The sequence below is a fragment of the Halomonas sp. genome (assembly GCF_033549285.1).
Taxonomy (GTDB): domain Bacteria; phylum Pseudomonadota; class Gammaproteobacteria; order Pseudomonadales; family Halomonadaceae; genus Halomonas.
Genome location: NZ_JAWSUJ010000010.1, coordinates 24,254 through 49,516 on the forward strand (window position 1 = coordinate 24,254; position 25,263 = coordinate 49,516).

Sequence of the window (25,263 nt, forward strand, 5' to 3'; positions counted from 1 at the left end):
TCGATTTATATCAATGGGTTATCGGTTGCCTGGTGCTGTGGGGCAGCTTGTGGCCTGTCTCTTGACGAGATCCGGGCCAAGTCCGGCAAGGCGTTCCAGAGGCTGCCTCGGTTCGTCAACCACCATCGGAGACGCTCGCTCTTCGTACCCTGTTGCCGGGGTGGCTGGCCCGATATGGGAGTGTCTGTCATGGCTGTGCAACATGATCCTCGTCAGAATCACCTGCTGGCGGCCCTGCCGAGGGATGAATACCAGCGCCTGGCGCCCCACCTCGAGCGGGTCGAGCTGACCCTTGGGGAGTCGCTGGTCGAGTCGGGCAAGGTGATGCGCCATGTCTACTTCCCGACGGACTGCATCGTATCACTACTCTGCGTCATGGAAGATGGCGACTCGACGGAAATTGCCGTCGTCGGTGCCGAGGGTATCGTCGGCATCTCGCTGTTCATGGGCGGCGAAACCACGCCGAGCCGTGCCGTCGTGCAGAGCGCTGGCGGTGCCTACCGCCTCAAGGGGCAATTGCTGAAGGACGAATTCGATCGCGCGTCGACACTCCAGTACCTGTTGTTGCGTTATACCCAGGCCCTGATCACCCAGATGGCGCAGACGGCGGTATGCAACCGGCACCACAGCCTGGATCAGCAGCTGTGTCGGTGGCTTTTGCTGAGCCTGGATCGCTTGCCGAGCAACGAGCTGGTCATGACCCAGGAGCTGATCGCCAACATGCTGGGCGTCCGACGAGAGGGCGTCACCGAATCGGCCGGCAAGCTGCAGAAGGCCGGGCTGATTTCCTATCATCGTGGGCGCATCAGTATCCTGGACAGACCTGGCCTGGAAGCGCGGGTCTGCGAGTGCTATGCGGTCGTCAAGAAGGAGTACGAACGCCTGCTGAGCTATCATCGTCCCGGGTGATGGGCCCTCTTCCTCGAGGCGCGATATCCTGCGCGAGCAACACCTGTCCTTCCTGTGTCTCCTGGCGCACCGACGGCATGATGTTGGACATGCCACTGTTCGCTCGGCGGCTTTTCGGTGATTCCCTGATCACCCCGGTTGCCGCCGGCCTCGGAGCCTGGTGGTTGCTTGCCATGTGCCGATTGCCGGGTCTTCACCAGGAGCGTGCCCATGCAGTCCTCTATCCCCGGTCCGGTGACCAACCACCTTATCGACAGCTTGTCGCCTCAGGACCGGGCGTCTTTTCTTGCCGACTGCGAGGCTGTCGACCTGGCGTTCGGTGAGGTATTGACCGAGCCAGGTGGGCAGATCCTGCATGTCCATTTTCCGCTCGACTGCTTCATCTCCCTGATTGCCAGCCTAGGTGACAGTGAGCGGCTGGAAGTGGCAATGGTCGGCAGTGAAGGGATGTATGGCATGCCCTTGATCCTGGGGCTCGATGAGTCGCCCTTGCGCGCCATGGTGCAGGGGGCAGGGCAGGCGCTGCGCATGCCGGCGGTTGCCTTTTGCCGTCACCTGGAGCAGCGCCCCGCACTCAAGGCGCTGCTGAAGCGCTATCTCTACGTGCTGATGCAACAGCTCACTCGGGTGGCGGCATGCACCCACTTTCATCAGGTCGAGGCCCGCCTGGCGCGCTGGCTGTTGATGACCCAGGATCGTGCCCACTCCGATCGGCTGCATCTTACCCACGAGTTCCTGGCCATGATGCTGGGGGTGCGCCGTGCCGGCATCACCCTGGCCGCCATGGCGCTTCAGGGGCGCCGGTTGATCAGCTATCACCGTGGGGATATCACGGTGCTGGACCGGGCCGGCCTGATCGAGGCGTCCTGTGGCTGCTATGCCGCCGATCGAAACCTCTACCGCCGGATCCTCATCGAGGAGGGCTCACCATGACGTCGGCTGGTGCGCTCTGGGGGGAGAGCGCGCCAGCCGGTGTGCTACAGGAGAGGGTCGAAATCGACCGCGTTGAAATCCTGGCTCATCCGGTCATCGTCGCCCTCGGCAGCTCGCTCGTCAGCTTCTTCGGTGGGTGTCCTGGCGGGCGTCTCGCGCGGAGCTTCGGGCGAGCGTTGTGGCGAGAAGAGGTAGCCGTGCTGCTGCTCGCCGGGCTCGCGGTCGGGCAGCCGCGTGAACGTCGTGAACGTGGCGGCGGTGGGGGCGTTGTGCTGGATGGGGGTTGGCATGGTGACCTCGCGTCACTGTCCAGTCTTCACGGTGTCGTGAAGTATCGGTAAACCACGGTGCCACCCCGGCCGGCTGTCGTCGGTGCGCTGGCACACCGTCGGCACCGAGGCCGACTGGAACCTGGCGTGCCCTTGAACCTGCCGTCCGCAGGCCGCATATCATCCGCATGACGCTTTTCTGACCGGGACTGGTCAATATTGCAGCGTTCTGGTCTAGAATGGCGGTGCGGGTCGACCATCGCGAAAGACGCAGCGGTTGGCCCTCTGGCGTGTTGCCCCGTGCGGAGTGCACGAGCGGCGGCACCTGGTGTAATGCAGGGGGAGCCCCTGCCTGTCACGGTGGTAGACACGATGACGATCATGACTTCCCGTGCCGATCTGCGCGAGCAGCTCGCACGCACCTACTGTCCCACCCGCATTCCCGCCGAGGACGAGGCGCGCATCGAGGAGATCAAGCGTCTGCTCGAGGCCCACAATGCCGTGCTGGTGGCCCACTACTATACCGACGACGCCATCCAGCAGCTCGCCGAGGAGACCGGCGGCTGCGTGGCTGACTCCCTGGAGATGGCGCGCTTCGGCGCCCGCCACGAGGCCGACACCCTGGTGGTGGCCGGCGTGCGTTTCATGGGCGAGACCGCCAAGATCCTCTCCCCGGAGAAGCGGGTGCTGATGCCCACCCTGGAGGCGACCTGCTCGCTGGACGTGGGCTGCCCGGCCGACGAATTCAGCGCCTTCTGCGACGCCCATCCCGACCGCACCGTGGTGGTCTATGCCAACACCTCCGCGGCGGTGAAGGCGCGCGCCGACTGGGTGGTGACCTCCTCCATCGCCGTTGACGTGATCGAGCACCTTCAGGCGCGCGGCGAGAAGATCCTCTGGGCCCCGGACAAGCATCTGGGGGGCTATATCCAGAAACAGACCGGCGCCGACATGCTGCTCTGGGACGGTGCCTGCATCGTCCACGAGGAGTTCAAGGCCCAGGGCGTCGAGGATCTCAAGGGCCTCTACCCGGAGGCAGCCGTACTGGTTCACCCTGAGTCGCCGGCCTCGGTGGTCGAACTGGCCGACGTGGCGGGCTCCACCTCCCAGCTGATCAAGGCGGCGAAGGAACTGCCCCACGACAAGCTGATCGTGGCGACCGACCGCGGTATCTTCTTCAAGATGCAGCAGGCGGTTCCCGAGAAGACGCTCTTCGAGGCGCCCACCGCCGGCAATGGCGCGACCTGCAAGAGCTGCGCCCACTGCCCCTGGATGGCGATGAATGCGCTGGACAACCTGGCGGGCACCCTGCGTGACGGCTCGGGCGAGATCTTCGTCGACGATGCCCTGCGCCTGGCGGCCCTCAAGCCCCTGGAGCGGATGCTCAACTTCCAGAAATAACAGCAGTCAAGCCACAAGCGCCAAGCGACAAGAAACCCCCGAAGGCTGAGGCCTCCGGGGTTTTCTTTTGCTGCGGGTGATTTCACGCTGTTGGCTTGCAGCTTGCAGCTTGCAGCTTGCAGCTTGCAGCTTGCAGCTTGCAGCTTGCAGCTTGCAGCTTGCAGCTTGCAGCTTGCTCCTTGCTCCTTGTAGCTAGAACTTCTCCAGCGTCTCCCGGTAGCCGATGAAGTCCTCGCGACGCCGCTCGATATGGCTGGCGGCGGCGCCGTCACCCTCGCGCTCGGCCACCTCCTTGGCCACCTCCAGCTGTCGGATGGCGCGGTCGATGCGACCGGTGAGCTGCAGCTGTTCGGCGCGGGCCAGGTGGCCCCAGGCCTCGCGACCGCTGCGGCCGGCGGCCTCGGCGAGCAGGGTGAACGCCTGCGGGTCCTCGGGGCGGGCGTCGGCCAGCTCGCGCAGCACGCGATAGGCCTCGTCGGGGTCACGCTGCAGCAATGCCTCGCCCAGCAGTCGGCTCGCCGGCGCGTAGTCCGGCATCAACCGCAGCTGGCGACGGCTGCGGTCGATGGCCTCGTCGATGCGGCCGGCCTCGAAGGCGACCTGGGCCGCCGAGGCCGGCAGCATCGCCAGGTCGGGCTGCGACCTGGCCAGGGCGTCGAGCTCGTCCAGTGCCCGGTCGGTGCGCCCGGCCCGGGCATCGATCAGCGCGGAAAGGTAGCGCCGGGCCGCCTCCGGCGCCTGGTCCTGGGCCAGGCGGGTGCTGGCCTGCTGCGGGTCGCGATCGTGGACTGTCAGCAGTGCTCGGGCCCTCACCAACTGGTAGTGGAGGTCCCCGTCGCGCGGCGCCGCCACCGAGACCTGGTCGGCGCGGGCCTGGGTATCGCTGATGCGCGACTCGGTCACCGGGTGGGTGAGCAGGAACTCCGGGGGGGTGCCCCCCTGCAGGCTCATCATGCGCTGCATGGCGCGGAACATCTCCACCATGGCGCCCGGTTCATAGCCGGCATCCGCCATGGCCTGCAGGCCCACGCGGTCGGCCTCCTGCTCGAAGCGCCGGGAGTAGCTCAGCTGGTCCTGGATGAAGGCCGCCTGGGAGCCCATGGCGGCGGCGATGCCGGCATCGCCGCCGCCCCCGGCGGCGAGCAGCATGCCGGCGAGCATGGCGGCCATCGCCGGGATCTGGGTCTGCTCGGCGCGGGCCTGGCCGCGGGCATAGTGGCGCTGGGAGAGGTGGCCCAGTTCGTGGGCGATCACCGAGGCCAGCTCGGCCTCGCGTTCGGCGAAGGCGAACAGCCCGGCATTGACGCCGATCACCCCGCCGGGCACGGCGAAGGCATTGAGCAGGCGGCTCTCCACCAGGGTGACGGCGGTGCGGGCGTCTCCCAGGCCGCTGTGGGGCAGCAGGCGGGCCACCAGCGACTCCACGTAGTCCTGGGCGATGGCGTCCTGCCACTCGGGAGCGCGGGCGCGGAACTGGCGCAGCCAGGCGCGGCCCAGCCGATACTCCTCGCCGCTGATGGCCTGGCTCCCCTGGCGGGTCAGGCTGGGCAGCCCGTAGTCGCCTCCGGCCGCGACCGAGGGGCTTCGGGTCAGGCCGGGGGCCTCGTAGCGCCCGGGGGACTGGGCCTGGCTCGGCAGGGCAAGCGCCAGGCTCAGGGCGCAGGCGGTGAGGCAGGTTCCGGTTCGACGCAGCATGGCCGTCCTCGTCAAGGGGAGCGCAAGGGGTGGCAGGTACCCAGATGTGACATTGATTCGGCCTGCAAAGTGCCTTTAAATCGCAGGGACTTGCGTGCGGGCCCGTTGGCCGGCACGTCCTATTGTATCTTCCCGGGAGACACCATGGCGCTGCAACCCGATGACCTGCTCGATGCCCGCGGTCTTCCCTGCCCCCTGCCGCTGCTCAAGGCCAAGCAGGCCCTGTCGCGCCTCGCGCCCGGCCAGCTGCTGGAGGTCATGGCCACCGATGCGGGCTCCTGGCGCGACTTCGAGACCTTCGTGGCCCAGAGCGCGCACGAGATGCCGGCCAGGGAGGAGCGCGGTGACGTCTACCACTACTGGATCCGCAAGGGCGGGGAGCCGACTCCATGACCCTGAGGTCGGTCTTCAGGCGCTGGATGGATCACTATTTCTCGGACGAGGAGGCGGTGATCCTGCTGGTGGTGCTGGTGCTGGGCTTCACCGCGGTGATTTTTTTCGGGCGCATGCTGGCGCCCTTCCTCATCGCCATGGTGGTCGCCTTCCTGCTGCAGGGGCCGGTGAGCTGGATGGAGCGGCGCAGGATGCCGCGCCTGCTGGCGGTGTTCGTGGTGTTCCTCGCCTTCATCGGGGTACTGCTGGCACTGGCCTTCATCTTGCTGCCGCTGATCTGGAACCAGCTGGTGGGGCTGGTCCAGGAGGCGCCGCGCATGTTCGCCAGTGGCCAGCAGCTGCTGGATGATCTCCAGGAGCGTTATCCGAACCTGGTCACCCCCGACCAGATGCAGAACTGGATCGACGTGGCCGGTCGTGAGGTGACACAGCTCGGCCAGCGCGCCCTGACCCTGTCGCTGGCCTCGCTGGGCAATGTCCTGACGCTGATCGTCTACCTGATCCTGGTGCCGATCCTGGTGTTCTTCATGCTCAAGGACCGCGACCGCCTGGTGGGCTTCACCGTCTCGCTGCTGCCCCAACGGCGCGAGCTGATGACCCGCGTCTGGGAGGAGATGGACGACCAGATCGCCAACTACGTGCGCGGCAAGTTCATCGAGATCATCATCGTCGGCACCGCGGCCTTCTTCACCTTCGCCTACTTCGGGCTCCCCTACACGGCGCTGCTGGCGGTGGTGGTGGGGCTCTCGGTGCTGGTGCCCTATATCGGGGCGGCGGTGACCACCCTGCCGGTGGCGGCGGTGGCCGGCTTCCACTTCGGCCTGACGGACGAGTTCCTCTATGTGCTGGTCGCCTACGGCGTGCTGCAGGCCCTGGACGGCAACGTCCTGTCGCCGGTCCTGTTCTCCGAGGCGGTCAACATCCACCCGGTATCGATCATCCTGGCGATCCTCTTCTTCGGCGGCATCTGGGGCTTCTGGGGGGTGTTCTTCGCCATCCCCCTGGCGACCCTGCTCAAGGCGCTGGTCTACGCCTGGCCGCGAGGCATCAAGCACCGCCACCGGCAGGAGGCGGCCGAGACGCCCGCCGAGTCGTGAGCGTCCCGGGGCGCGGGCGATCGTCCGCGCGGAGCGACATGCGAGAAGGCTCAGCCGGCGTGCAGGGCCTGGGCGGCCTCCAGCACCTCCTGGGCATGGCCCTTGACCTTGACGCCGCGCCACTCGCGGGCGAGCTTGCCGTCGGCGTCGATCAGGAAGGTACTGCGCTCGATCCCCAGGTGCTCCTTGCCGTAGAGCTTCTTGAGCTTGATGACGTCGAACAGCCGGCAGAGCGCCTCGTCCTTGTCGGAGATCAGTTCGAAGTTGAAGCCCTGCTTGGCCTTGAAGTTCTCCTGGGCGCGGATGCCGTCCCGGGAGACACCGAGGATGACGGTGTTGGCGGCGTCGAAGGCCTCCTTGCGATCACGGAAGTCGCCACCCTCGGTGGTGCACCCGGGGGTGCTGGCCTTGGGGTAGAAGTAGACCACCACCTGTTGTCCCTTCAGCGCCGAGAGGGTGACGGTGGTGTCGCCGGTGGCAGTGGCGGTGAAGTCCGGAACGGGCTCGCCGAGGCTGACGCTCATGGTCGTGCTCCTGTCGTGGGGGAGGGAAGAAGCCCCGATTACACGCAACCCGCGGCGAACTGTAAAGTCGCGGCTGTACAGGCTCTCGAGGCCTGAGTACCATTTGGCCCCTGGCACCGGGGCGTTGCCCGAGGTCCCCGCGACCGCGAATGCAGGCGAATCGAGAGGAATCGAGAGGATGATCACTGGCAGTATCGTCGCGCTGGCGACGCCGATGAAGGTCAACGGCGATATCGACTGGGAGGCCCTGCGCCGCCTGGTGCACTTTCATCTCGACAACGGCACCGATGCGATCGTGGCGGCCGGCACCACCGGCGAGCCGACCACCATGTCGTTCGCCGAGCATTTCGATGTCATCCGCACCGTGGTGGAGGAGGTGAACGGGCGCATCCCGGTCATCGCCGGCACCGGCTCCAACAACACCACCGAGGCGGTGGAGCTGGCCCGCTACGCCAGCGAGGTCGGGGCGGACTGCTGCCTGACCGTGGCGCCCTACTACAACAAGCCCACCCAGGAAGGGCTCTACCGGCACTTCAAGGCCATCGCCGAGAGCAGTGACCTGCCGGTGATCCTCTATAACGTGCCGGGGCGCACCTGTTCGGACATCTACAACGAGACCGTGCTGCGCCTGGCCGAGGTCGACAAGATCATCGGGCTCAAGGACGCCACCGGCAACCTGGAGCGCGCCGAGGACCTGATCGCGCGCCTCAAGGACAGCGGCTTCATGCTCTATTCCGGGGACGACGCCACCGCCTGCGACTTCATGCTGATGGGCGGCCATGGCGACATCTCGGTGACGGCCAACGTGGCCCCCAAGGCGATGCACGAGCTTTGCAGTGCCGCCGTGGCCGGGGATGCCGACCGGGCCCACCAGATCAACACCCGCCTGATGCCGCTGCACACCAACCTGGGGATCGAGTCCAACCCGATCCCGGTCAAGTGGGCGCTGTATCGCATGGGCCACATCGAGCCCGGCATCCGGCTGCCGCTGACCTGGCTCTCCGAGAAGTATCACTCCACCGTCAGCGAGGCCCTGCAGCTGGCGGGCCTGATCGACGACTGAGCGGTGCCCGGCACCGCGCACCCCGCACAACTCTAGGCAAGGTGGACGCATGAACTCTGCGCTGAAATGGATGCCGCTGGTGGCGGTGATCGCCCTGGCCACGGCCGGCTGTGCCCGTGATGGCTTCTATCATGATCGCAACCTCGACTACGGCGAGGCCGAGGAGAATGCGCCCCTGGTGCTGCCGGAGAGCCGCGATGCCGAGCGCTACCGGGATGCCATGCCGGTCCCCGAGGTGAGCGGCACGCGGCCCGCCGAGGACGGCGTGGTCGAGGCACCGCTCCCCCAGGCCCTGTCGCCCGGGCGCAGCATGGAGCGAGGCTATGTCGAGCGTCGCGCGGTCGGTGACGAGCGCTGGCTGGTGGTGGGCGCCGAACCGGCAACGGTCTGGCCGGAGCTCGAGCGCTTCGTGCGCAGCCGCGGCCTGACCGTCACCGCCAGCGACTCCCGCCGTGGCATCCTGGAAACCGACCAGGCCAGGCTCAGTGTCCGTCCGGCGCTTCGCAGCGGCGACAGCGAGATTCGCTGCGAGCAGGGCGGGACCACGCAGGCCGCCTGCCTGACGGCGCTGGAGCGCCACTTCGAGGCGCGCAGCATGTCGCCGAGCGCCGCCTCGCTGGCCGCCCAGCGGCCCGACGCCCAGAGTCGTGCCCGATTCGAGCAGCGCGGTGACGACTGGCAGGTGATCCTGCCCTTCGAGGCGGATCGTCTCTGGGCCGAACTCAGCCACCAGCTGGAACTCGACTTCTCGGTCGAGGGGCGTCGCGAGCTGCTCGAGCGCGACCCCTCGTCGCGCAGCTTCCTGGTGGGCTACCTGACCCGGAGCGAGCGGGAGCGGGGCCTGTTGCAGTCGCTTGCGACCCTCGACCTGGGCGAGTCGACCCGGCAGGTGCGCCTGGTGCTGGAGGCCCGCGGCCCCCAGGAGACCGTGCTCACGGCCCAGGGTGCCGGCGAGGAGGCGCTCTCCACCGAGGACCAGCGCGAGCTGCTCGAGCGGGTGGCGGGCCTGCTGCGCTGATGAGCGGTACGGTGCCGGGTGGGCGCGGGCGCCTCTCCTTCGCCTCCCTGGGCAGCGGCAGCAAGGGCAACGCCACCCTGGTCAGCGACGGCGAGACGCACCTGCTGGTCGACTGCGGCTTCACCCTGCGCGAGGCCGAGCGCCGACTGGCCCGCCTGGGGCTGCATCCCCGCCAGCTCGATGCCCTGCTGGTGACCCACGAGCATGGCGACCATGTGCGGGGCGTCGGCCCCCTGGCCCGCCGCCACGGGCTGCCGGTCCACCTGACGCCGGGGACCTGGCTGTCGGGTCGGCTCGGCGAGCTGCCGCGCCGCCACTGGATCACTCCCCAGGCCCGTTTCGCGGTCAAGGGGCTGACCATCGACCCCATCACCGTGCCCCACGACGCCCGGGAGCCGGTGCAGTTTCGTATCGACGCCGGCGAGCGGCGCCTCGGCCTGCTCACCGACCTGGGGCATCCCAGCGCGCATGTGGTCGAGGCCTTCGCCGGCTGCGACGGCCTGGTGCTGGAGTGCAACCACGACCCACGGATGCTCGCCGAGGGGCCCTATCCCGCGAGCCTCAAGCGGCGCGTCGGCGGTGACTGGGGGCACCTGGCCAACGGCCAGGCGGCCTGGCTGCTGGCCCGGCTGGGGCTCGACCGCCTGCAGCGCATCGTTAGCTCCCACCTCTCCGAACACAACAATCGCCCCGAGCTGGCCCTGGAGGCCCTGGTGCCGCTGCTCGACGGCGATGAATCCCGGCTGAGGATCGCCGCCCAGGACGCTGGCCTGGCCTGGCAGACCCTCGGCTGAACGACCATCCTGATCCGTATCCGCGCCTCTGGAGGCTCCCATGGAAAAGCGCCAAGAACTCTATGCCGGCAAGGCCAAGTCGGTCCATGCCACCGATGACCCCGATCGCCTGATCCTGACCTTCCGCGACGACACCAGCGCCTTCGACGGCGAGCGCATGGAATCGCTGGCCCGCAAGGGCATGGTCAATAACCGCTTCAATGCCTTCATCATGGAGAAGCTGCAGGCGGCGGGCATCCCCACCCATTTCGACCGGCGCCTCTCGGACACCGAGAGCCTGGTCAAGAACCTCGAGATGATCCCGGTGGAGTGCGTGGTGCGCAACATCGCCGCCGGCGGTCTGGTCAAGCGCCTCGGTGTGGAGGAGGGCCAGGCGCTCGACCCGCCCACCTTCGAGCTGTTCCTCAAGAATGATGCCCTGCACGACCCCATGATCAACGAGTCGCTGGCCGAGACCTTCGGCTGGGCGACCCCCGAGCAGTTGGCCGAGATGAAGGCGCTCACCTTCCGCGTCAACGAGGTGCTCAAGGCGCTGTTCGCCGAGGGTGGCCTGCTGCTGGTGGACTACAAGCTGGAGTTCGGCCTGTTCAAGGGCGAGATCGTACTGGGCGACGAGTTCTCCCCGGACGGCTGCCGCCTGTGGGATGCCAAGACCCGCGAGAAGCTCGACAAGGACCGCTTCCGCCAGGGGCTGGGCGGCGTGATCGAGGCCTACGAGGAGGTGGGCAAACGGATCGGCATCGACTTCGACTGATGCCGCCCCTGTGATGCGAGAAGGGCCCCGCGGGGCCCTTCGTCATGTCCGGCCCGCGGCCGGGACGATCTCGATCACCCTGAGGGTGGTGGGGCCGGCCGGCGCCTGCAGGGCCTGGAAGCGCACGTCCACGTCGCGCAGCCGCACCCCGTAGATCCGTGCCTCGGCGCCGTTGCGGTAGGCGGGGCGCGGGTCCTGGGCCAGCACCTGGATGATCAGTTCACGCAGCGAGTCGCCGTCGGGGCGCCGGGCCAGCATCGCCTCCGCCTCGGGCGAGAGGCTGACCGCCAGGGTCGGCGGCGTCTCGGGGGCGAAGCCGGCGCGGGCCTCGGGGCGGGCCTCGGCCCAGGGCAGGTAGGGCTTGATGTCGAGCACCGGGGTGCCGTCGACCAGGTCGGCGCCACGAAGCCGCAGGCGCACGCCGTGCGAGGTGTCGATCTCGACCAGTTCCACCAGCGACAGCCCCAGGCGGTTGGGGCGGTGGGTGCTGCGGCTGGCGAAGACCCCCACCTTGGCGTTGCCGCCCAGGCGCGGCGGGCGCACCAGCAGGCGCCAGCGTGCCGGGCCGGCCTGTTCGGGAGTGAGGTGGAAGACGAAGGTCAGCCAGAGGTGGCTGAAGGCCGTGAGACCTCTCACCGCCAGCGGGTCGTCGAAGGGCGGGACCAGCACCAGGGATGCCCGGGCCGCCGTTGCCAGGCCCGGCTGGCGCGGGATACCGAACTTGTCGGGGAAGTCGCTCTCGATGATGCCGATGGGCGTCATATGGAAGGCGTCGGGCGGGGCGGGGCGGTCGTTCATGGCATATCCTGAGGGTGACCACCCGCAGGGCTTGGCCCCGCGGCGTGGCTTGGGTAGTCTGCTGGGGCGGTCATCATCTCAGGAAGGTCTCGCATGCGTCTTGCCGATATCGACACCGGTTCCGAGCCGGCCGAGCCGCCACCCTCCGGGCGCCGCCGTGGGCCGCGAATCGTCTATCGCACGGCCCGCGCCCGGGACGCCGCCGACCAGGCCGAGGTCTTCCACCACGCCGTGATGCAGGGGGCGGCGGGGCACTACTCGCTGGTCGAGCGCGAGGCCTGGGCGACGGTCCTGCCCCGGGATGGCAGTGCCTGGGCGGCGCGCCAGGCGCTCTACACCACCCTGGTCGCCGATTGCGAGGGCCGCTGCGTGGGCTTCCTGGAGCTGGACATTCCCCGCGGGCGGATCGAGACCCTCTATGTCTGGCCGTCGCTCGGGCGGCGCGGGATCGGCTCGACGCTGCTGGTGCATGCCGAGCGCCTGCTCCTCGAGCAGGGCGTGACCCGTGCCACCATCGAGGCCAGCGCCATGCTGGTCGATGGCCTGGTTCACCGCGGCTGGCAGCGGCTGGGCGACGACTGGGTCGAGCGCGGCGGCGAGCGGCTCTACCGCCAGCGGCTCGAGAAGCGGCTGGTCGCCGTCGAGACCTGAGGAGCCGCTCAGGCCTCCTGCTCGACGATGCGCATCGACAGGTCGATGGCCCTGACATCCTTGGTCAGGGCGCCGCTGGAGATGCAGTCCACGCCGCTCTCGGCGATGGCGCGCAGGGTGCCCTCGTCGACGTTCCCCGAGGCCTCCAGGGTGGCACGCCCGGCGGTGCGACGCACCGCCTCGCGCATGTCGACGAGGCTGAAGTTGTCGAGCATGATCACGTCGGCCCCGGCGGCAAGCGCCAGGTCCAGCTCCTCGAAGGTCTCCACCTCCACCTCCACCGGCAGCTCGCGGGCGATGCGCCTCGCCGCGTCGACGGCGGCCGCGATGCCGCCGCAGGCCGCGATGTGGTTCTCCTTGATCAGGAAGGCGTCATAGAGGCCGATCCGGTGGTTGTGACCGCCGCCGCAGGTCACCGCGTACTTCTGGGCGAGCCTCAGCCCGGGCAGGGTCTTGCGGGTGTCCAGCATGCGCACGCCGGTCCCCTCGAGCAGGTCCACGCAGTGGCGGGTGCGGGTCGCCGTGGCGGAGAGGGTCTGCAGCAGGTTGAGCGCGGCCCGCTCCCCGGTGAGCAGGCTGCGCGCCGGCCCCTCCAGCTCGAGGAAGACCTGCCCGGGCGCGAGGCGGTCGCCGTCGGCGGCCTGCCAGTGCAGGGCGACCCGGGCATCGAGGCGCCGGAACAGCTCGTCGACCCAGGCCACGCCGCACAGCACCGCCGCCTCGCGGGTGATCACCCGGGCTCGGGCCATCTGCTTCTCGGGCACCAGCTGGGCGGTGATGTCACCGGGACCGACGTCCTCGGCCAGCAGCCGGGCGGCACTGTCACGGATCTCTTCGGCAAGGGCGTCCTGGTAATGCATGGCGGGTCCATCTCTGTGCGGGGAAGCTTGAGGCGGTCATTATAGGGAAACCCATGCATCGACGTCAGGGAAAAACCATGCGCATCGACGACGGCTGGCTGCCCGGCGCCCGGCGCCTTCCTTCTCCCAACCAGGATGAACGCCCGGCCGGGGAGGTCTCGCTGCTGCTGCTGCACGCCATCAGCCTGCCGCCCGGGGTCTTCGGGGGCGAGCATATCGAGCGGCTCTTCACCAACCGGCTCGACCCCGAGGCACACCCCTTCTTCGCGACCATCGCCGGGCTGCGTGTCTCGGCCCACCTGCTGATCCGCCGTGACGGGGAGTGCGTGCAGTTCGTGCCCTTCCAGGCGCGGGCCTGGCATGCCGGCCGCTCGCGGTGGCGGGACGGGGCGCGCGAGCGGACGGCGCTTAACGACTTCGCCGTGGGCATCGAACTGGAGGGAGACGAGGTCAGCCCCTACACCGGCGCCCAGTACCGGGCCCTCGCGGCCGTCACCCTTGCCCTGCTGGCGGCCTACCCGGCCCTCGACGAGACGCGCATCACCAGCCATGCCCGGGTGGCGCCGCTGCGCAAGAACGACCCGGGGCCCGCCTTCGACTGGGCCTTCTTTCGCCAGGAAGTGGAAAGAATACGTTCTCTAGGGTGCCAGGGAAGCCTTGCCGATCACGCCTGAATGGCACGCTTGCTTCATACGGTAGTTTCGCTACAACTTCCTGAGCAGGCCCGGATTCGACGCCGTGGGGTCACGTAATCCCCTGTGTTGCGGTGCAATATGGGTTATGTGAAAACTATTTCCATTTTATCTTGAATTGGCAGGGCCCGGCGTTTACGGTATCTTCGCGCCAACGGCAACCGCACATCACACCACCTTGTAAAACAACTACAGGCCTGACGCGTTCGGTCTGCACGTCCGAACATGAGCGCCACTCGCCCCTCTGAGGGGCTGTAGTCCCCACCGTCATTCGGAGAGACGTCTATGAGTCTGGAATCAAGAGAAGATCTCGATCCGGTCGAAACCACGGAATGGCTGGATTCCCTGGAGTCGGTCCTGGATCGCGAGGGCGAGGATCGTGCCCGGTACCTGATGACGCGCCTGGCCGACCGCGTGCGTCGCGATGGCATGCAGGTGCCCTTCTCGGTGACCACCCCGCATCGCAACACCATTCCGGTGCACCGCGAGGCGCCGATGCCGGGTGATCTCTTCATGGAGCGTCGCATCCGTTCGCTGATCCGCTACAACGCCATCGCCCAGGTGATCCGCAACAATCGCGCGAACCCGGGGCTGGGTGGTCATATCGCCAGTTTCATGTCGGCGGCGACCCTCTATGACGTGGGCTTCAACCACTTCTTCCGCGCCCCCAACGGCGACTTCGAGGGCGACCTGGTCTACATCCAGGGCCATGTGGCGCCGGGCGTCTATGCCCGTGCCTACCTGGAAGGGCGTCTCACCGAGGACCAGATGGACAAGTACCGCCAGGAGGTGGATGGCGACGGTCTCTCGTCCTATCCGCACCCCTGGCTGATGCCGGACTTCTGGCAGTTCCCCACGGTGTCCATGGGTCTCGGTCCCATCCAGGCCATCTACCAGGCCCACGTGATGAAGTACCTGGATTCGCGTGAGCTCAAGGACATGCACGATCGCAAGATCTGGTGCTTCATGGGCGACGGCGAGTGCGACGAGCCGGAATCCCTGGGGGCCATCCACCTGGCCAGCCGCGAGAAGCTCGACAACCTGATCTTCGTCGTCAACTGCAACCTGCAGCGCCTGGACGGCCCGGTGCGCGGCAACTCGCGCATCATGGACGAGCTCGAGGGCGTGTTCCGCGGCGCCGGCTGGAACGTCCTGAAGGTCGTCTGGGGTCGCCTCTGGGACCCGCTCTTCGAGAAGGACAAGAAGGGCATCCTGCAGAAGCGCATGGACGAGGCGGTCGACGGCGACTACCAGAACTACAAGGCCAACGGCGGCGCCTATACCAAGGAGCACTTCTTCGGCAAGTACCCGGAAACCGCCGAGATGGTCAAGGACATGTCCGACGAGGACGTCTGGAAGCTCAACCGCGGCGGCCATGATCCCTTCAAGGTGTATGCGGCCTACCACGAGGCGACCCAGAAGGCCAACGGCCGGCCCACCGTGATCCTGGCGCACACCGTCAAGGGCTACGGCATGGGGGGCGGCGACGGCGAGGCCGCCAACGAGGCGCACCAGGTCAAGACCATGGAGTACGAGGCGCTGCGCACGTTCCGCGACCGCTTCGGCATCCCGCTCTCCGACGAGCAGCTCAAGGAAGTGCCGTACTACAAGCCGGATGACGATACGCCGGAAATGAAGTACATGCATCTCCAGCGCGAGCGCCTGGGTGGCTACCTGCCGGCGCGCCGCCATGACTTCGAGGCGCTGCCGATCCCGGCCCTCGAGGACAAGACCTTCGCGTCGCAGACCGGCGGCTCCAAGGGTCGCGAGGTCTCCACCACCATGGCCTTCGTGCGCATCCTCAACGGCCTGGTCAAGGACAAGAAGATCGGCGAGCGTGTGGTGCCGATCATTCCCGACGAGGCGCGGACCTTCGGCATGGAGGGCATGTTCCGCCAGCTCGGCATCTACACCTCCGAGGGGCAGAAGTACGAGCCGGTGGACAAGGGTCAGATCATGTTCTATCGCGAGGATCAGAAGGGCCAGATCCTCGAGGAGGGCATCACCGAGGCCGGCGCCATGTCGGCGTGGATCGCCGCCGCGACCTCCTACTCGAACAACGCCACGACGCTGCTGCCGTTCTACGTCTACTACTCGATGTTCGGCTTCCAGCGCATCGGCGACCTGGCCTGGGCGGCCGGTGACATGCAGGCCCGCGGCTTCCTGGTCGGCGGCACCGCCGGGCGTACCACCCTGAACGGCGAGGGCCTGCAGCATCAGGATGGCCACAGCCACCTGCAGGCCTCGATGATTCCCAACTGCCGCAGCTACGATCCCACCTATGCCCATGAGGTGGCGGTGATCGTCCAGGACGGCCTGAAGCGCATGTTCACCGACAAGGAGAACTGCTTCTACTACCTGACGGTGATGAACGAGAACTACGAGCACCCGGCCCTCGACGAGGTGCCCGCCGCCGACATCATCAAGGGCATGTACCTGTTGCGCGAGACGCAGGGCGACAAGGGCCGCGTGCAGCTGCTGGGTTGCGGCACCATCCTGCGCGAGGTCGAGGCCGCCGCCGAGATGCTCGCCGAGGAGTGGGGTGTTGGCGCCGACATCTGGAGCGTCACCAGCTTCAACGAACTGCGCCGCGAGGCCCTGGAGATCGACCGCCAGGCCTTCATCAACCCCGAGGCCGAACCGGGCAAGCCCCACGTCACTGCCTGCCTGGAAGGCCGCAAGGGGCCGGCGATCGCCTCCACCGACTACATGAAGCTGTTCGCCGACCAGGTCCGCGCCTGGGTGCCGACCGACTACCATGTACTGGGGACCGACGGCTTCGGTCGCTCCGATACCCGCGAGAAGCTGCGTGCCTTCTTCGAGGTCGACCGCCGCTTCGTGACCGTGGCCGCGCTCAAGGCGCTGGCCGACCGTGGCGAACTGGATCGCAAGGTCGTCGGCGAGGCGCTCAAGAAGTACGGCATCGACCCGGCCAAGCCCAACCCGCTTGAGGTGTGAGGCGCCGACCGACTGATCCGGTGGCATGGCGGGCCCGCGAGGCCCGCCCCCGTCAAGAGTTTGAAGGAGCGCGACCTTGAGTAGCGAAATCATCAAAGTTCCGGACATCGGTGGCGATACCGATGTGGAAATCATCGAGATCGCGGTGGCCGAGGGCGATGTCATCGCCCCCGAGGACACCCTGATCACGCTGGAGTCCGACAAGGCCAGCATGGACGTGCCGGCGCCGAAGGGCGGCAAGGTGCTGAAGGTGCTGGTCAAGGAGGGCGACACCGTCTCCGAGGGCGACGACATCGTCGAGATCGAGATCGAGGTCGAGGGCAGCGGCGAGGCCGAGGAGAAGAGCGAGGCCTCCGAGGCGCAGAAGGAACCCGAGTCGGCGCCCGAACCGGCCCCGGAGAAGCCCGCCGCCAGGAGTGGGGGCGGCGGCAAGTGCACCATTGAGATCAAGGTCCCCGACCTGGGTGGTTCCGCGGATGTGGAGATCATCGAGGTGGCGGTGGCCGAGGGCGACGAGGTGGCCGCCGAGGATACCCTGATCACCCTGGAGTCCGACAAGGCCTCCATGGACGTGCCGAGCCCCCATGCCGGCAAGCTGGTCTCGCTCACCGTCAAGGAGGGTGACACCGTCTCCGAGGGCGACGTCATCGGCACCATGGAGATCGCGGACGCGGGTATCGGCGAGGGGGGCGGCGAGGCCGAGCCCGCCGCCGAGTCGGCGCCCGAGCCGGCAGCGAGCGCCCCGCAGGCGTCGGCCCCGGCCGAGGAGGAGGGTGCCGGTGGCGAGCCGGAGCGCAAGGAGGTCCGCGTCCCTGACCTCTCCGGCTCCTCCGACGTGCCGATCATCGAGATCGCCGCCAGCGTCGGCGACGAGGTCGACGAGGAGGACCCGCTGATTACCCTGGAGTCTGACAAGGCCTCCATGGACGTGCCCAGCCCCTACAAGGGCAAGCTGCTCGAGCTGACCGTGAAGGAGGGCGATACCGTCTCCGAGGGTGACCTGATCGGCTATATCGAGGTGGCCGGCACTCCGCTGGCTGGCAGCAAGCCCGCCGCCAAGCCGGCGGCGAAGCAGCCCGAGCAGAAGGCGACGCCGAAGGCCGAGGCGCCGACGGAAACCCCCGCCGGCTCGCCGAGCCCCGAGGCCCAGATGGCCGCCCACAAGCCCCGCGACGGCAAGCTGGTGCATGCCGGCCCGGCGGTTCGCATGCTGGCCCGGGAGCTGGGCGTGGACCTGGGGCTGGTCAGGCCCAGCGGCCCCAAGGAGCGCGTGCTCAAGGAGGACGTCCACGCCTACGTCAAGCAGGTGATGGACGGCAAGGGCAGCACGCCCGCGGCGGCGGCTCCGCCGGCGGCGGCCGGGGGCGGCATCCCGCCGATCCCCGACCAGGACTTCAGCCAGTTCGGCGAGGTGGAAGAGAAGCCCATGGGGCGCCTGATGAAGATGGGCGCCACCAACCTGCATCGCAGCTGGGTCAACCTGCCCCACGTCACCCAGTTCGACGAGGCGGACATCACCGAGCTGGAGGCCTTCCGCAAGTCGATGAAGGCCGAGGCCGAGGCCCAGGGCGCGAAGCTCACGCCGCTGCCCTTCCTGATCAAGGCCTGCGCCTTCGCGCTGCAGAAGTTCCCGCAGTTCAACGTCAGCCTGAAGAGCGACGGCGAGACGGTGGTGCACAAGAAGTACGTGCATATCGGCGTCGCCGTGGACACCCCGGACGGCCTGATGGTGCCGGTGATCCGCGATGCCGACCGCAAGTCGCTGATCGATATTGCCAAGGAGTCCGTGGAGCTGGCCAAGAAGGCGCAGTCGAAGAAGCTCAAGCGCGAGGAGATGACCGGTGGCTGCTTCACCATCTCCAGCCTGGGCTCCATCGGCGGCACCGCCTTCACGCCCATCGTCAACGCCCCGGAGGTGGCCATCCTCGGCATCTCCAAGGCGCAGATGAAGCCGGTGTGGGATGGTGCCACCTTCCAGCCGCGGCTGATGATGCCGCTGTGCCTCTCCTATGACCACCGGGCGGTCAACGGCGCCGATGCGGCGCGCTTCACCGCGCTGCTGGGCCAGCTGCTGACGGATATTCGTCGCCTGCTGCTGTAGGGCGACCATCCTGCCTGGTACGACGGCGCCGCAAGGCGCCGTCGTCCGTTATGGCGGGCTCGATCCCCGGGGCAGACCAAAGTGCTATTTGGCTGCCACAAGCTTGATACGCCGACCTTTTTTCCGCTTTTGGCGGGCTGTCGGCGGTCACTTCGCTTGTCTGGGCCTGACGGCACGGTTATCGTTCGGGTCTTCCCTTTCCTCGTGTACGTGATTCACACTTCAAGGAGCAGTCAGATGCGTTTGATCCTGTTGGGCGCCCCCGGTGCCGGCAAGGGCACCCAGGCCCAGTTCATCTGCGAGCGATTCAACATCCCGCAGATCTCCACCGGCGACATGCTGCGCGCCGCGGTGAAGGAGGGCAGCGAGCTGGGGCTCAAGGTCAAGGAGATCATGAACAGCGGCGGCCTGGTGTCGGACGACATCATCATCGCCCTGGTCAAGGAGCGCATCAGCCAGCCCGACTGCGCCAACGGCTTCCTGTTCGACGGCTTCCCGCGCACCATCCCCCAGGCCCAGGCCATGAAGGATGCCGAGGTCAAGATCGACCACGTGCTGGAGATCGCCGTGGACGACGAGGAGATCGTCAAGCGCCTGGCGGGTCGCCGCGTGCACCCGGGCTCCGGCCGTGTCTATCACCTCGAGTACCAGCCGCCCAAGGAGGATGGCAAGGACGACGTCACCGGCGAGACGCTGATCCAGCGTGACGACGATCGCGAGTCCACCGTGCGCAACCGCCTGGCGGTCTACCACGAGCAGACCGCGCCGCTGGTCGACTACTACCGGCAGTGGGCCAAGGAGGACCCCGAGGCGGCCCCGGAATACCATCGCGTCGAAGGGGTGGGCAGCATCGACGACATCACCGCCCAGGTGATCGAGGCGCTGGAGGGCTGATCCCCCACTCGCGCCCTTGACGAAGGCCCGCCATGCGCGGGCCTTCGTCGTTGGCGATGGCGCGCGTATAATGCCCCGACATTTCCCGCCGCGACCTCTTGCCCATGCCGATCCTGCTGGCCCTGGATGCCTCCTCGAGCGCCTGTTCCGCCGCCCTGCTGCGCCGCCGCGAGGGCATCGACGACGAACTGATCTCACGCTTCGCCCTGACCCCGAGGGAGCACACCCGGCGGCTGCTGCCGATGGTCGACGAGGTGCTCGCCGAGGCCGGCCTGCCGGCCTCGGCGCTGGATGCCGTCGCCTATGGCAGGGGGCCGGGCTCCTTCACTGGCCTGCGCATCGCCGCGGGGGTCGCCCAGGGGCTCGCCTTCGGCCTCGACCGGCCGCTGGTCGGTATCTCGACCCTCGAGGCGCTGGCACTCGGCGCCCATCGTCGCCACCACTACCGCTGGCTGATCACCGCCCTGGATGCCCGCATGGGCGAGATCTACGTGGCGGCCTGGCAGTGCCGCGATGGTGCGCCGGTGGCGCTGACCGAGGAGGCGGTGATGCCGCCGGCGCGGCTGCGCCTGCCCGTCGGCCATGACGACCACGACTGGGTCGGCATCGGCTCCGGCTGGCGCCTGTGGGACCAGATGCCTGCCGAGGTGCAGGCCGGCATGGGGCTCTGCCTGCCCGAGCCGGAGGCCGATGCGGCCGACATGGCCCTGCTGGCGCTGCGCGACTTCGTGGCCGGCAAGGGGCGGCCGCCCCACGAGGTGCAGCCGGTCTATCTGCGCGACCGGGTCGCCTGGCTGAAGGGCCGATGAGGCCTGGCGTGCCGGTGGGGGTGGCGGACCCGGCCCTCGCGGCGCGACTCGGCCTGCCCCGGGCCGGTGAGGGCGAGGCCGAGCTGCTGCTGGTCCACCAGGGGGGGCGCCTGGTCCTGGCCGGCGATCCGAAGCGCTTCGGCCATCCGCTGGCGGTGGACTTCGTCGCTGGACGCGCCGCCCATCGCCGTCGCTTCGGAGGGGGGCGTGGCCAGCTGGTGGCCCGCGCCTGCGGCCTGGCCAGGGGCGTCACGCCCTCGGTGGTGGATGCCACCGCGGGGCTGGGTCGCGACGCCTTCGTGCTGGCGAGCCTGGGGGCCGAGGTGCTGCTGATCGAGCGGGTCGCGGCAATCTTCGCGCTGCTGGAGGACGGCCTGGCCCGTGCCCGGGAGGACGCCGGGATCGACGAGATCGCCGCGCGCATGGCACTGGTTCACGGCGACGCGACCCGGGGACTGGAGGCGCTGGTGGCGAGCGGCAGCGTGGCGCCCCAGGTGATCCACCTGGATCCGATGTTCCCCCACCGCGACAAGTCCGCGCTGGTCAAGAAGGAGATGCGACTCTTCCGCACCCTGGCCGGCGATGACCCGGATGCCCCGCGGCTGCTGGAGGCGGCACTGGACGTGGCGACCCACCGGGTGGTGGTCAAGCGGCCGCGCAAGGCCCCGTCCATCGAGGGGCCGTCGCCGCGCCACGTCATCGAGGACAAGACCAGTCGCTATGACCTCTACGTCCACCGCCGCCTGGAGGCCTGAGGTCAGCCCGCTTCCGGGCGACTGACCAGCTGCAGCCGGTGGCGCAGCGCCGGGTCGAACAGCGCCCGGCTCCGCTGGGCCGCCTCGCTCAGGCGGTCATCGAACACCAGGCGGCCCTCCTCGGCGTGAAGCCATCCCTGCGCCTCCAGGCTCTCCACCAGGCCGGAGAACAGCCGGGTATCGAAGAATTCCGGCGCATCCAGCCCCGAGAGCAGGGCCAGCCGCTCGGCGAGCTCGCGGCTGCGCGCGGTCAGCTCGTCGGCGGTGAAGCGCCCCGAGGGCTCGCTCAACAGGACCGACAGCAGCAGGTAGCCGCGCTCCAGCGAAGGCTGCATCAGGCCCCCGAGCATGCGCAGCTGCTCCCCGGCCTCCAGGGACTCCCGAGGCCGTCGCCAGCGCCCGCCCTCGGCTTCCAGCAGTCCCGCCTCGACCAGGGCGTCGAGCATCCCGGCCAGCTCCTCGCGCAGCGAGGCCGGAGGGGCGATCACCAGCTCGCGGGTGAGGATCGGCCAGCCGGGGGCGAGCAGGGCCACCAGGCCATCCAGGTCATGGCAGGCCTGGTGGCGGAACGTGAAGGCGGTGAGCCCGGCGAGGGCGAAGAGGTGCAGCACGTTGTTGCGGTACCAGCCAAGCAGGCCGGCCTGGCGGCCGTCGGCGACGATGATGTCGCCCAACGGGTGCGGGCGTCGCTCGACCATCCCCAGGGCGATAACCCGCTCGAGCCAGGCGTCGGGCGTGCCCTCCGGCAGGCTGACATGCTGACCGCCCGGGAGGCGCTGCTGGAGGGCCACCAGCAGCGCCAGCTGGCGCTTGAGCAGGCTGGCCTCGATGGCATGGTGGGGGGTGGCCAGCAGCACCAGGGCCACCAGGTTGACCGGATTGAGGGCGGCGGCGGCATTGATGCGACGCGAGAGGGTCTCGCCCAGGCGGGGGACGGCGCGGGCGAGCCAGGGCGGGCGGGGGTCGTCGAGCCGCCCTCGCCAGCCGGGCACCTCCGCGTCGAGGAAGGCCGGGAGCGAGAGGGGCTCGCCGATGTTCACGGTGACCTGCCCGAAGGGCTGGCGCAGCCGGCCGAGCACCCGCAGCAGGCCCCAGGGGCTCTCCTTTCGCTTCCTGCCGCCATGCAGCTCGCGCTGGTAGCTGCCGCTCTCGAGGATGCGCTCGTAGCCGATGTAGACCGGCACGAAGACCAGCGGCTGGCCGCCGGCGCGTGCGCCGCGCAGGTAGGAGCGCAGGGTCATCGAGAGCATGCCGGGCCGGGCAGGCAGCATGCGCCCGCTGCGCGAACGCCCGCCCTCGATGAAGTACTCCAGCGGGTGGCCGCGGGCGATCAGGCGGTGCAGGTACTCGTTGAAGACCGTGGCATAGAGGCGGTTGTCGCGGAAGCTGCGACGCATGAAGAAGGCTCCGCCGCGACGCAGCAGCGGGCCGATCAGCGGCATGTCAAGGTTGCGTCCGGCGGCGATGTGCGGGGGCATCAGGCCGTCGCGGTAGAGCACGTAGGAGAGCAGCAGGTAGTCGATGTGGCTGCGATGGCAGGGGACGTAGACCAGGGTATGGTCCCCGGCGATGGCCTTGACCCGCTCCAGGCCGTGCACCGCCACGCCGTCGTAGAGGCGGTTCCAGAGACGCCTCAGCAGGCCGTCCATGAAGCGCAGCACCGGGTAGGTCATGTTCGAGGCGATCTCGCGGCCATAGCGGCGGGCCCGGCCCTCGAGACGCGGCACCGAGCGCTGCTCCGCGACCGCCACCTCGCGGATGACGCGGCGCACCTCGGGGCTCGCGGCGATCCCCTCGATCAGGGTGCGCCGATGGGAGAGGTCCGGCCCCAGCACCCGGGTGCGCAGGCGGCGAAAGTGCACCCGCAGCAGCCTGGCGACCTTGCGATTGGTGAGGTCGGCCTCGCGCGCGTCGAGCAGTTCGGAGAGTCTTAGCGGCGTGCCGAGATGGACCTCCACGTCCTTGCCGTGGACAACCACCGACAGCAGCCGGCGCAGCCGCCCGGTGAGCTGCCAGCTGTCCGCGGCGAGCAGCTGCCAGAAACCGAAGCGCTTGCCCGGGGCACGTCCCCAGAAGATGCTCACCGGCACCAGCTGGACGTCACGGCCGGGATCACGCTGGCACTGCTCGATCAGCGACAGGAAGGGGGCCTCCGGTCGCCGCGTTGGGCGCCACAGGCGTCGGCTCGGGGCAGGCAGCGCCATGCTGGCGGGCAGGGTGACCGCGCCGATGGTGCGCCGGCCGCCGGCCGTCGGCAGACCGTTGGCACGGGTCAGCGATGCCAGCAGCAGGGTATCGGAGAGCGCCGGATGCGGCAGCACATAGAGGGTCGGAAGCGTCGGCTCGAGGGGGAGCGCCTCGGGGGCGGGCTCGATCAGCCGGATCCGGGCCCAGCGGGCCATCAGTCCCTCGAGGGGCGCGCGCAGCGCGCCGGCCAGCATGCGTGCAAGGCCCATCCTGTCGCCTGTGCCCGGGAGTGAACCGTCAGTATAGCGGCCCGTCCCCCGGCGGTCAGGGGGCCGGGCTTTTCCCGGGACGGCAAACATGCGTCAATGCTGTAACGGTATGTGACAGGGACGGTGCCATGCACGGCATGTGGCGAGACGGCAATCACTTCGAACTGCTTCCCGAGGCGGCCCTCTTCCTGCCCACGATGTTCGAGGCCGTCGACCGGGCGCGCCACTCCTTGCTGATCGAGCTCTACCTGATGGAATCCGGCCGGCTGGCCACCGCGCTGATCGGGGCGCTGCTTCGTGCCGCCGAGCGGGGCGTGTCGGTGATGCTGCTGCTCGACGGCTATGGTGCCATGGGGCTCGCCACTGCCGATCGCCAGCGTCTCGAGGCGGGGGGCGTGGCGCTGCGTTTCTTCAATCCCCTGGGGATGCAGTCGTTGGTGCGCAACCTGACCCGGGACCACCGCAAGCTGGTGGTGGTCGACGGTGCCGAGGCCTTCACCGGCGGCTTCGGCGCGGTGGACGAGTTCCTGGATGCCTGGTACGAGGTGGCGATGCGCATCGAGGGGCCGGTGGTGGCCGACTGGGTGCGGCTGTTCTGCCGGCTCTGGGACTCACCGATGAGTCGCGGGCCGGGCAGGGCCTCCCTGGTGCGGGGGCTGGAGCTCGCGATGCGCCAGCGCGAGGGCTACCGCGGCATGCGCGGTCGCGTGGTCTGGGGGCAGGGCTATCGCTACCAGGCGATCCGCCACTCGCTGCATCATCGGGTCTCGACCGCCGCGGAGCGGCTGTGGATCTGTACCCCCTACTTCGTGCCCACCTTCACCCTGCGCATGCGCCTGGCCCGAGCGGCCCGGCGCGGCGTCGACGTGCGCCTGCTGCTGCCGGGCGAGCTCCACGACCATCCCGGCGTGCGCTATGCCGGACAGCGCTTCTATGGTCGCCTGCTGCGGGCGGGGGTGCGCATCTTCGAGTTCCAGCCCACCTTCATCCATGCCAAGTTCTCGCTGGCCGATGACTGGGTCAGCCTCGGTTCGTGCAACTTCGACCATTGGAGCCTGCAGTGGAACCTCGAGGCCAACCAGGAGGTCGATGACCCCCGCTTCGCCGCCGAGGTCGCCGGGCTCTTCGAACGCAACTTCGCGTCGAGCCGGGAGATCGACCCCGAGGCCTGGTCGCGACGGCCGCGCCTGCAGCGCTTTCGCGAGTGGCTCTACGGGACCCTGGACGGGATGCTGACGAGGTTAAGGTAGCGCCGAGCCACGAGCCACGAGCCACGAGCCACGAGCGCCGAGCTACAAGCAAACCCCGAGGCCATTGCCTCGGCGTTTGCTTTTGCTCGTGAGCGTCACACACTGCTTGGCTGCTTGGCTGCTTGGCTGCTTGGCTGCTTGGCTGCTTGGCTGCTTGGCTGCTTGGCTGCTTGGCTGCTTGGCTGCTTG

At 68.6% G+C, this 25,263-nt stretch carries 23 protein-coding genes; 17 read left to right on the forward strand and 6 right to left on the reverse strand.

Annotation, left to right across the window (positions count from 1 at the left end):
- Positions 1–189: 189 nt before the first annotated feature.
- Together SCI24_RS03860 and SCI24_RS03865 are read left to right on the forward strand one after the other, a co-directional pair.
- Positions 190–909: a Crp/Fnr family transcriptional regulator gene (locus SCI24_RS03860; protein ID WP_318724100.1), complete on the forward strand. Its 720-nt coding sequence runs from the start codon at positions 190–192 to the stop codon at positions 907–909.
- A gap of 210 nt (positions 910–1,119) precedes the next feature.
- The gene (locus tag SCI24_RS03865) at positions 1,120–1,842 is read left to right on the forward strand and encodes a Crp/Fnr family transcriptional regulator (RefSeq protein WP_318724101.1); all 723 of its coding nucleotides are present in this window, start codon (positions 1,120–1,122) and stop codon (positions 1,840–1,842) included.
- 44 nt (positions 1,843–1,886) lie between these two features.
- Here SCI24_RS03865 and SCI24_RS03870 read toward each other — a convergent pair whose 3' ends face one another.
- Positions 1,887–2,132 (reverse strand): hypothetical protein, encoded by a 246-nt coding sequence (locus SCI24_RS03870; RefSeq protein WP_318724102.1) that lies wholly within the window; start codon positions 2,130–2,132, stop codon positions 1,887–1,889.
- A 351-nt stretch (positions 2,133–2,483) separates the two neighbouring features.
- Between SCI24_RS03870 and nadA the strand changes: the two genes are divergently transcribed.
- Entirely contained in the window at positions 2,484–3,512 is a 1,029-nt protein-coding gene (gene nadA / locus SCI24_RS03875) for a quinolinate synthase NadA (protein WP_318724103.1), read from the forward strand.
- Positions 3,513–3,704: 192 nt separating this feature from the next.
- Here the strand turns inward: nadA and SCI24_RS03880 are convergent, their stop codons facing one another.
- Positions 3,705–5,207, reverse strand: a complete 1,503-nt coding sequence (locus SCI24_RS03880) for a M48 family metalloprotease (RefSeq protein WP_318724105.1) — start codon at positions 5,205–5,207, stop codon at positions 3,705–3,707.
- A 144-nt stretch (positions 5,208–5,351) separates the two neighbouring features.
- Between SCI24_RS03880 and SCI24_RS03885 the strand changes: the two genes are divergently transcribed.
- Both SCI24_RS03885 and SCI24_RS03890 read left to right on the forward strand, forming a co-directional pair.
- Complete coding sequence (locus SCI24_RS03885) at positions 5,352–5,600, forward strand: sulfurtransferase TusA family protein (RefSeq protein WP_318724106.1); 249 nt, start codon at positions 5,352–5,354, stop codon at positions 5,598–5,600.
- The gene (locus SCI24_RS03890; RefSeq protein WP_318724107.1) at positions 5,597–6,697 is read left to right on the forward strand and encodes an AI-2E family transporter; all 1,101 of its coding nucleotides are present in this window, start codon (positions 5,597–5,599) and stop codon (positions 6,695–6,697) included. The genes SCI24_RS03885 and SCI24_RS03890 overlap by 4 nt, the downstream gene beginning before the upstream one ends.
- A gap of 50 nt (positions 6,698–6,747) precedes the next feature.
- On the opposite strand, the gene SCI24_RS03895 is transcribed toward SCI24_RS03890, so the two are convergent.
- Positions 6,748–7,221: a peroxiredoxin gene (locus SCI24_RS03895; RefSeq protein ID WP_318724109.1), complete on the reverse strand. Its 474-nt coding sequence runs from the start codon at positions 7,219–7,221 to the stop codon at positions 6,748–6,750.
- Positions 7,222–7,399: 178 nt separating this feature from the next.
- Between SCI24_RS03895 and dapA the strand changes: the two genes are divergently transcribed.
- The 4 genes from dapA to purC are packed head-to-tail and all read left to right on the forward strand — an operon-like array spanning position 7,400 to position 10,850.
- Positions 7,400–8,284 carry a 4-hydroxy-tetrahydrodipicolinate synthase gene (gene dapA / locus SCI24_RS03900; protein ID WP_318724111.1) on the forward strand — a complete coding sequence of 295 codons (885 nt, stop codon included), beginning with the start codon at positions 7,400–7,402 and terminating at the stop codon, positions 8,282–8,284.
- Positions 8,285–8,333: 49 nt separating this feature from the next.
- The gene (locus tag SCI24_RS03905) at positions 8,334–9,302 is read left to right on the forward strand and encodes a lipoprotein, NlpB (RefSeq protein ID WP_318724114.1); all 969 of its coding nucleotides are present in this window, start codon (positions 8,334–8,336) and stop codon (positions 9,300–9,302) included.
- Positions 9,302–10,096 (forward strand): MBL fold metallo-hydrolase, encoded by a 795-nt coding sequence (locus tag SCI24_RS03910; protein ID WP_318724115.1) that lies wholly within the window; start codon positions 9,302–9,304, stop codon positions 10,094–10,096. Before SCI24_RS03905 ends, SCI24_RS03910 begins: the two co-directional genes overlap by 1 nt.
- A 40-nt stretch (positions 10,097–10,136) precedes the next feature.
- The gene (gene purC, locus SCI24_RS03915) at positions 10,137–10,850 is read left to right on the forward strand and encodes a phosphoribosylaminoimidazolesuccinocarboxamide synthase (RefSeq protein ID WP_318724116.1); all 714 of its coding nucleotides are present in this window, start codon (positions 10,137–10,139) and stop codon (positions 10,848–10,850) included.
- Between the two features lie 42 nt (positions 10,851–10,892).
- Here purC and tsaA read toward each other — a convergent pair whose 3' ends face one another.
- Positions 10,893–11,648, reverse strand: coding sequence for a tRNA (N6-threonylcarbamoyladenosine(37)-N6)-methyltransferase TrmO (gene tsaA, locus SCI24_RS03920; protein WP_318724118.1), 756 nt, complete (start codon positions 11,646–11,648; stop codon positions 10,893–10,895).
- Positions 11,649–11,741: 93 nt separating this feature from the next.
- Between tsaA and SCI24_RS03925 the strand changes: the two genes are divergently transcribed.
- Positions 11,742–12,299 carry a GNAT family N-acetyltransferase gene (locus tag SCI24_RS03925; protein WP_318724119.1) on the forward strand — a complete coding sequence of 186 codons (558 nt, stop codon included), beginning with the start codon at positions 11,742–11,744 and terminating at the stop codon, positions 12,297–12,299.
- An 8-nt stretch (positions 12,300–12,307) separates the two neighbouring features.
- Here SCI24_RS03925 and nadC read toward each other — a convergent pair whose 3' ends face one another.
- Positions 12,308–13,159 carry a carboxylating nicotinate-nucleotide diphosphorylase gene (nadC, locus tag SCI24_RS03930; RefSeq protein ID WP_318724120.1) on the reverse strand — a complete coding sequence of 284 codons (852 nt, stop codon included), beginning with the start codon at positions 13,157–13,159 and terminating at the stop codon, positions 12,308–12,310.
- A gap of 77 nt (positions 13,160–13,236) precedes the next feature.
- Between nadC and ampD the strand changes: the two genes are divergently transcribed.
- The 6 genes from ampD (at position 13,237) to SCI24_RS03960 (ending at position 21,368) form a co-directional block, all read left to right on the forward strand.
- Entirely contained in the window at positions 13,237–13,833 is a 597-nt protein-coding gene (ampD, locus tag SCI24_RS03935; protein WP_318724121.1) for a 1,6-anhydro-N-acetylmuramyl-L-alanine amidase AmpD, read from the forward strand.
- A 303-nt stretch (positions 13,834–14,136) separates the two neighbouring features.
- Positions 14,137–16,809 (forward strand): pyruvate dehydrogenase (acetyl-transferring), homodimeric type, encoded by a 2,673-nt coding sequence (gene aceE, locus SCI24_RS03940; RefSeq protein WP_318724122.1) that lies wholly within the window; start codon positions 14,137–14,139, stop codon positions 16,807–16,809.
- A gap of 76 nt (positions 16,810–16,885) precedes the next feature.
- Positions 16,886–18,910 (forward strand): pyruvate dehydrogenase complex dihydrolipoyllysine-residue acetyltransferase, encoded by a 2,025-nt coding sequence (gene aceF, locus SCI24_RS03945; RefSeq protein WP_318724123.1) that lies wholly within the window; start codon positions 16,886–16,888, stop codon positions 18,908–18,910.
- A 237-nt stretch (positions 18,911–19,147) separates the two neighbouring features.
- Complete coding sequence (gene adk, locus SCI24_RS03950; RefSeq protein ID WP_318724124.1) at positions 19,148–19,804, forward strand: adenylate kinase; 657 nt, start codon at positions 19,148–19,150, stop codon at positions 19,802–19,804.
- A 104-nt stretch (positions 19,805–19,908) separates the two neighbouring features.
- Complete coding sequence (gene tsaB, locus SCI24_RS03955; protein WP_318724125.1) at positions 19,909–20,613, forward strand: tRNA (adenosine(37)-N6)-threonylcarbamoyltransferase complex dimerization subunit type 1 TsaB; 705 nt, start codon at positions 19,909–19,911, stop codon at positions 20,611–20,613.
- Positions 20,610–21,368, forward strand: coding sequence for a class I SAM-dependent methyltransferase (locus tag SCI24_RS03960; protein WP_318724127.1), 759 nt, complete (start codon positions 20,610–20,612; stop codon positions 21,366–21,368). The genes tsaB and SCI24_RS03960 overlap by 4 nt, the downstream gene beginning before the upstream one ends.
- Positions 21,369–21,370: 2 nt before the next feature.
- Here SCI24_RS03960 and plsB read toward each other — a convergent pair whose 3' ends face one another.
- Complete coding sequence (gene plsB, locus SCI24_RS03965) at positions 21,371–23,824, reverse strand: glycerol-3-phosphate 1-O-acyltransferase PlsB (RefSeq protein ID WP_318724129.1); 2,454 nt, start codon at positions 23,822–23,824, stop codon at positions 21,371–21,373.
- Between the two features lie 128 nt (positions 23,825–23,952).
- Here plsB and SCI24_RS03970 point away from each other — a divergent pair, with 128 nt between their 5' ends.
- The gene (locus tag SCI24_RS03970) at positions 23,953–25,074 is read left to right on the forward strand and encodes a phosphatidylserine/phosphatidylglycerophosphate/cardiolipin synthase family protein (protein WP_318724130.1); all 1,122 of its coding nucleotides are present in this window, start codon (positions 23,953–23,955) and stop codon (positions 25,072–25,074) included.
- Positions 25,075–25,263: the final 189 nt, after the last annotated feature.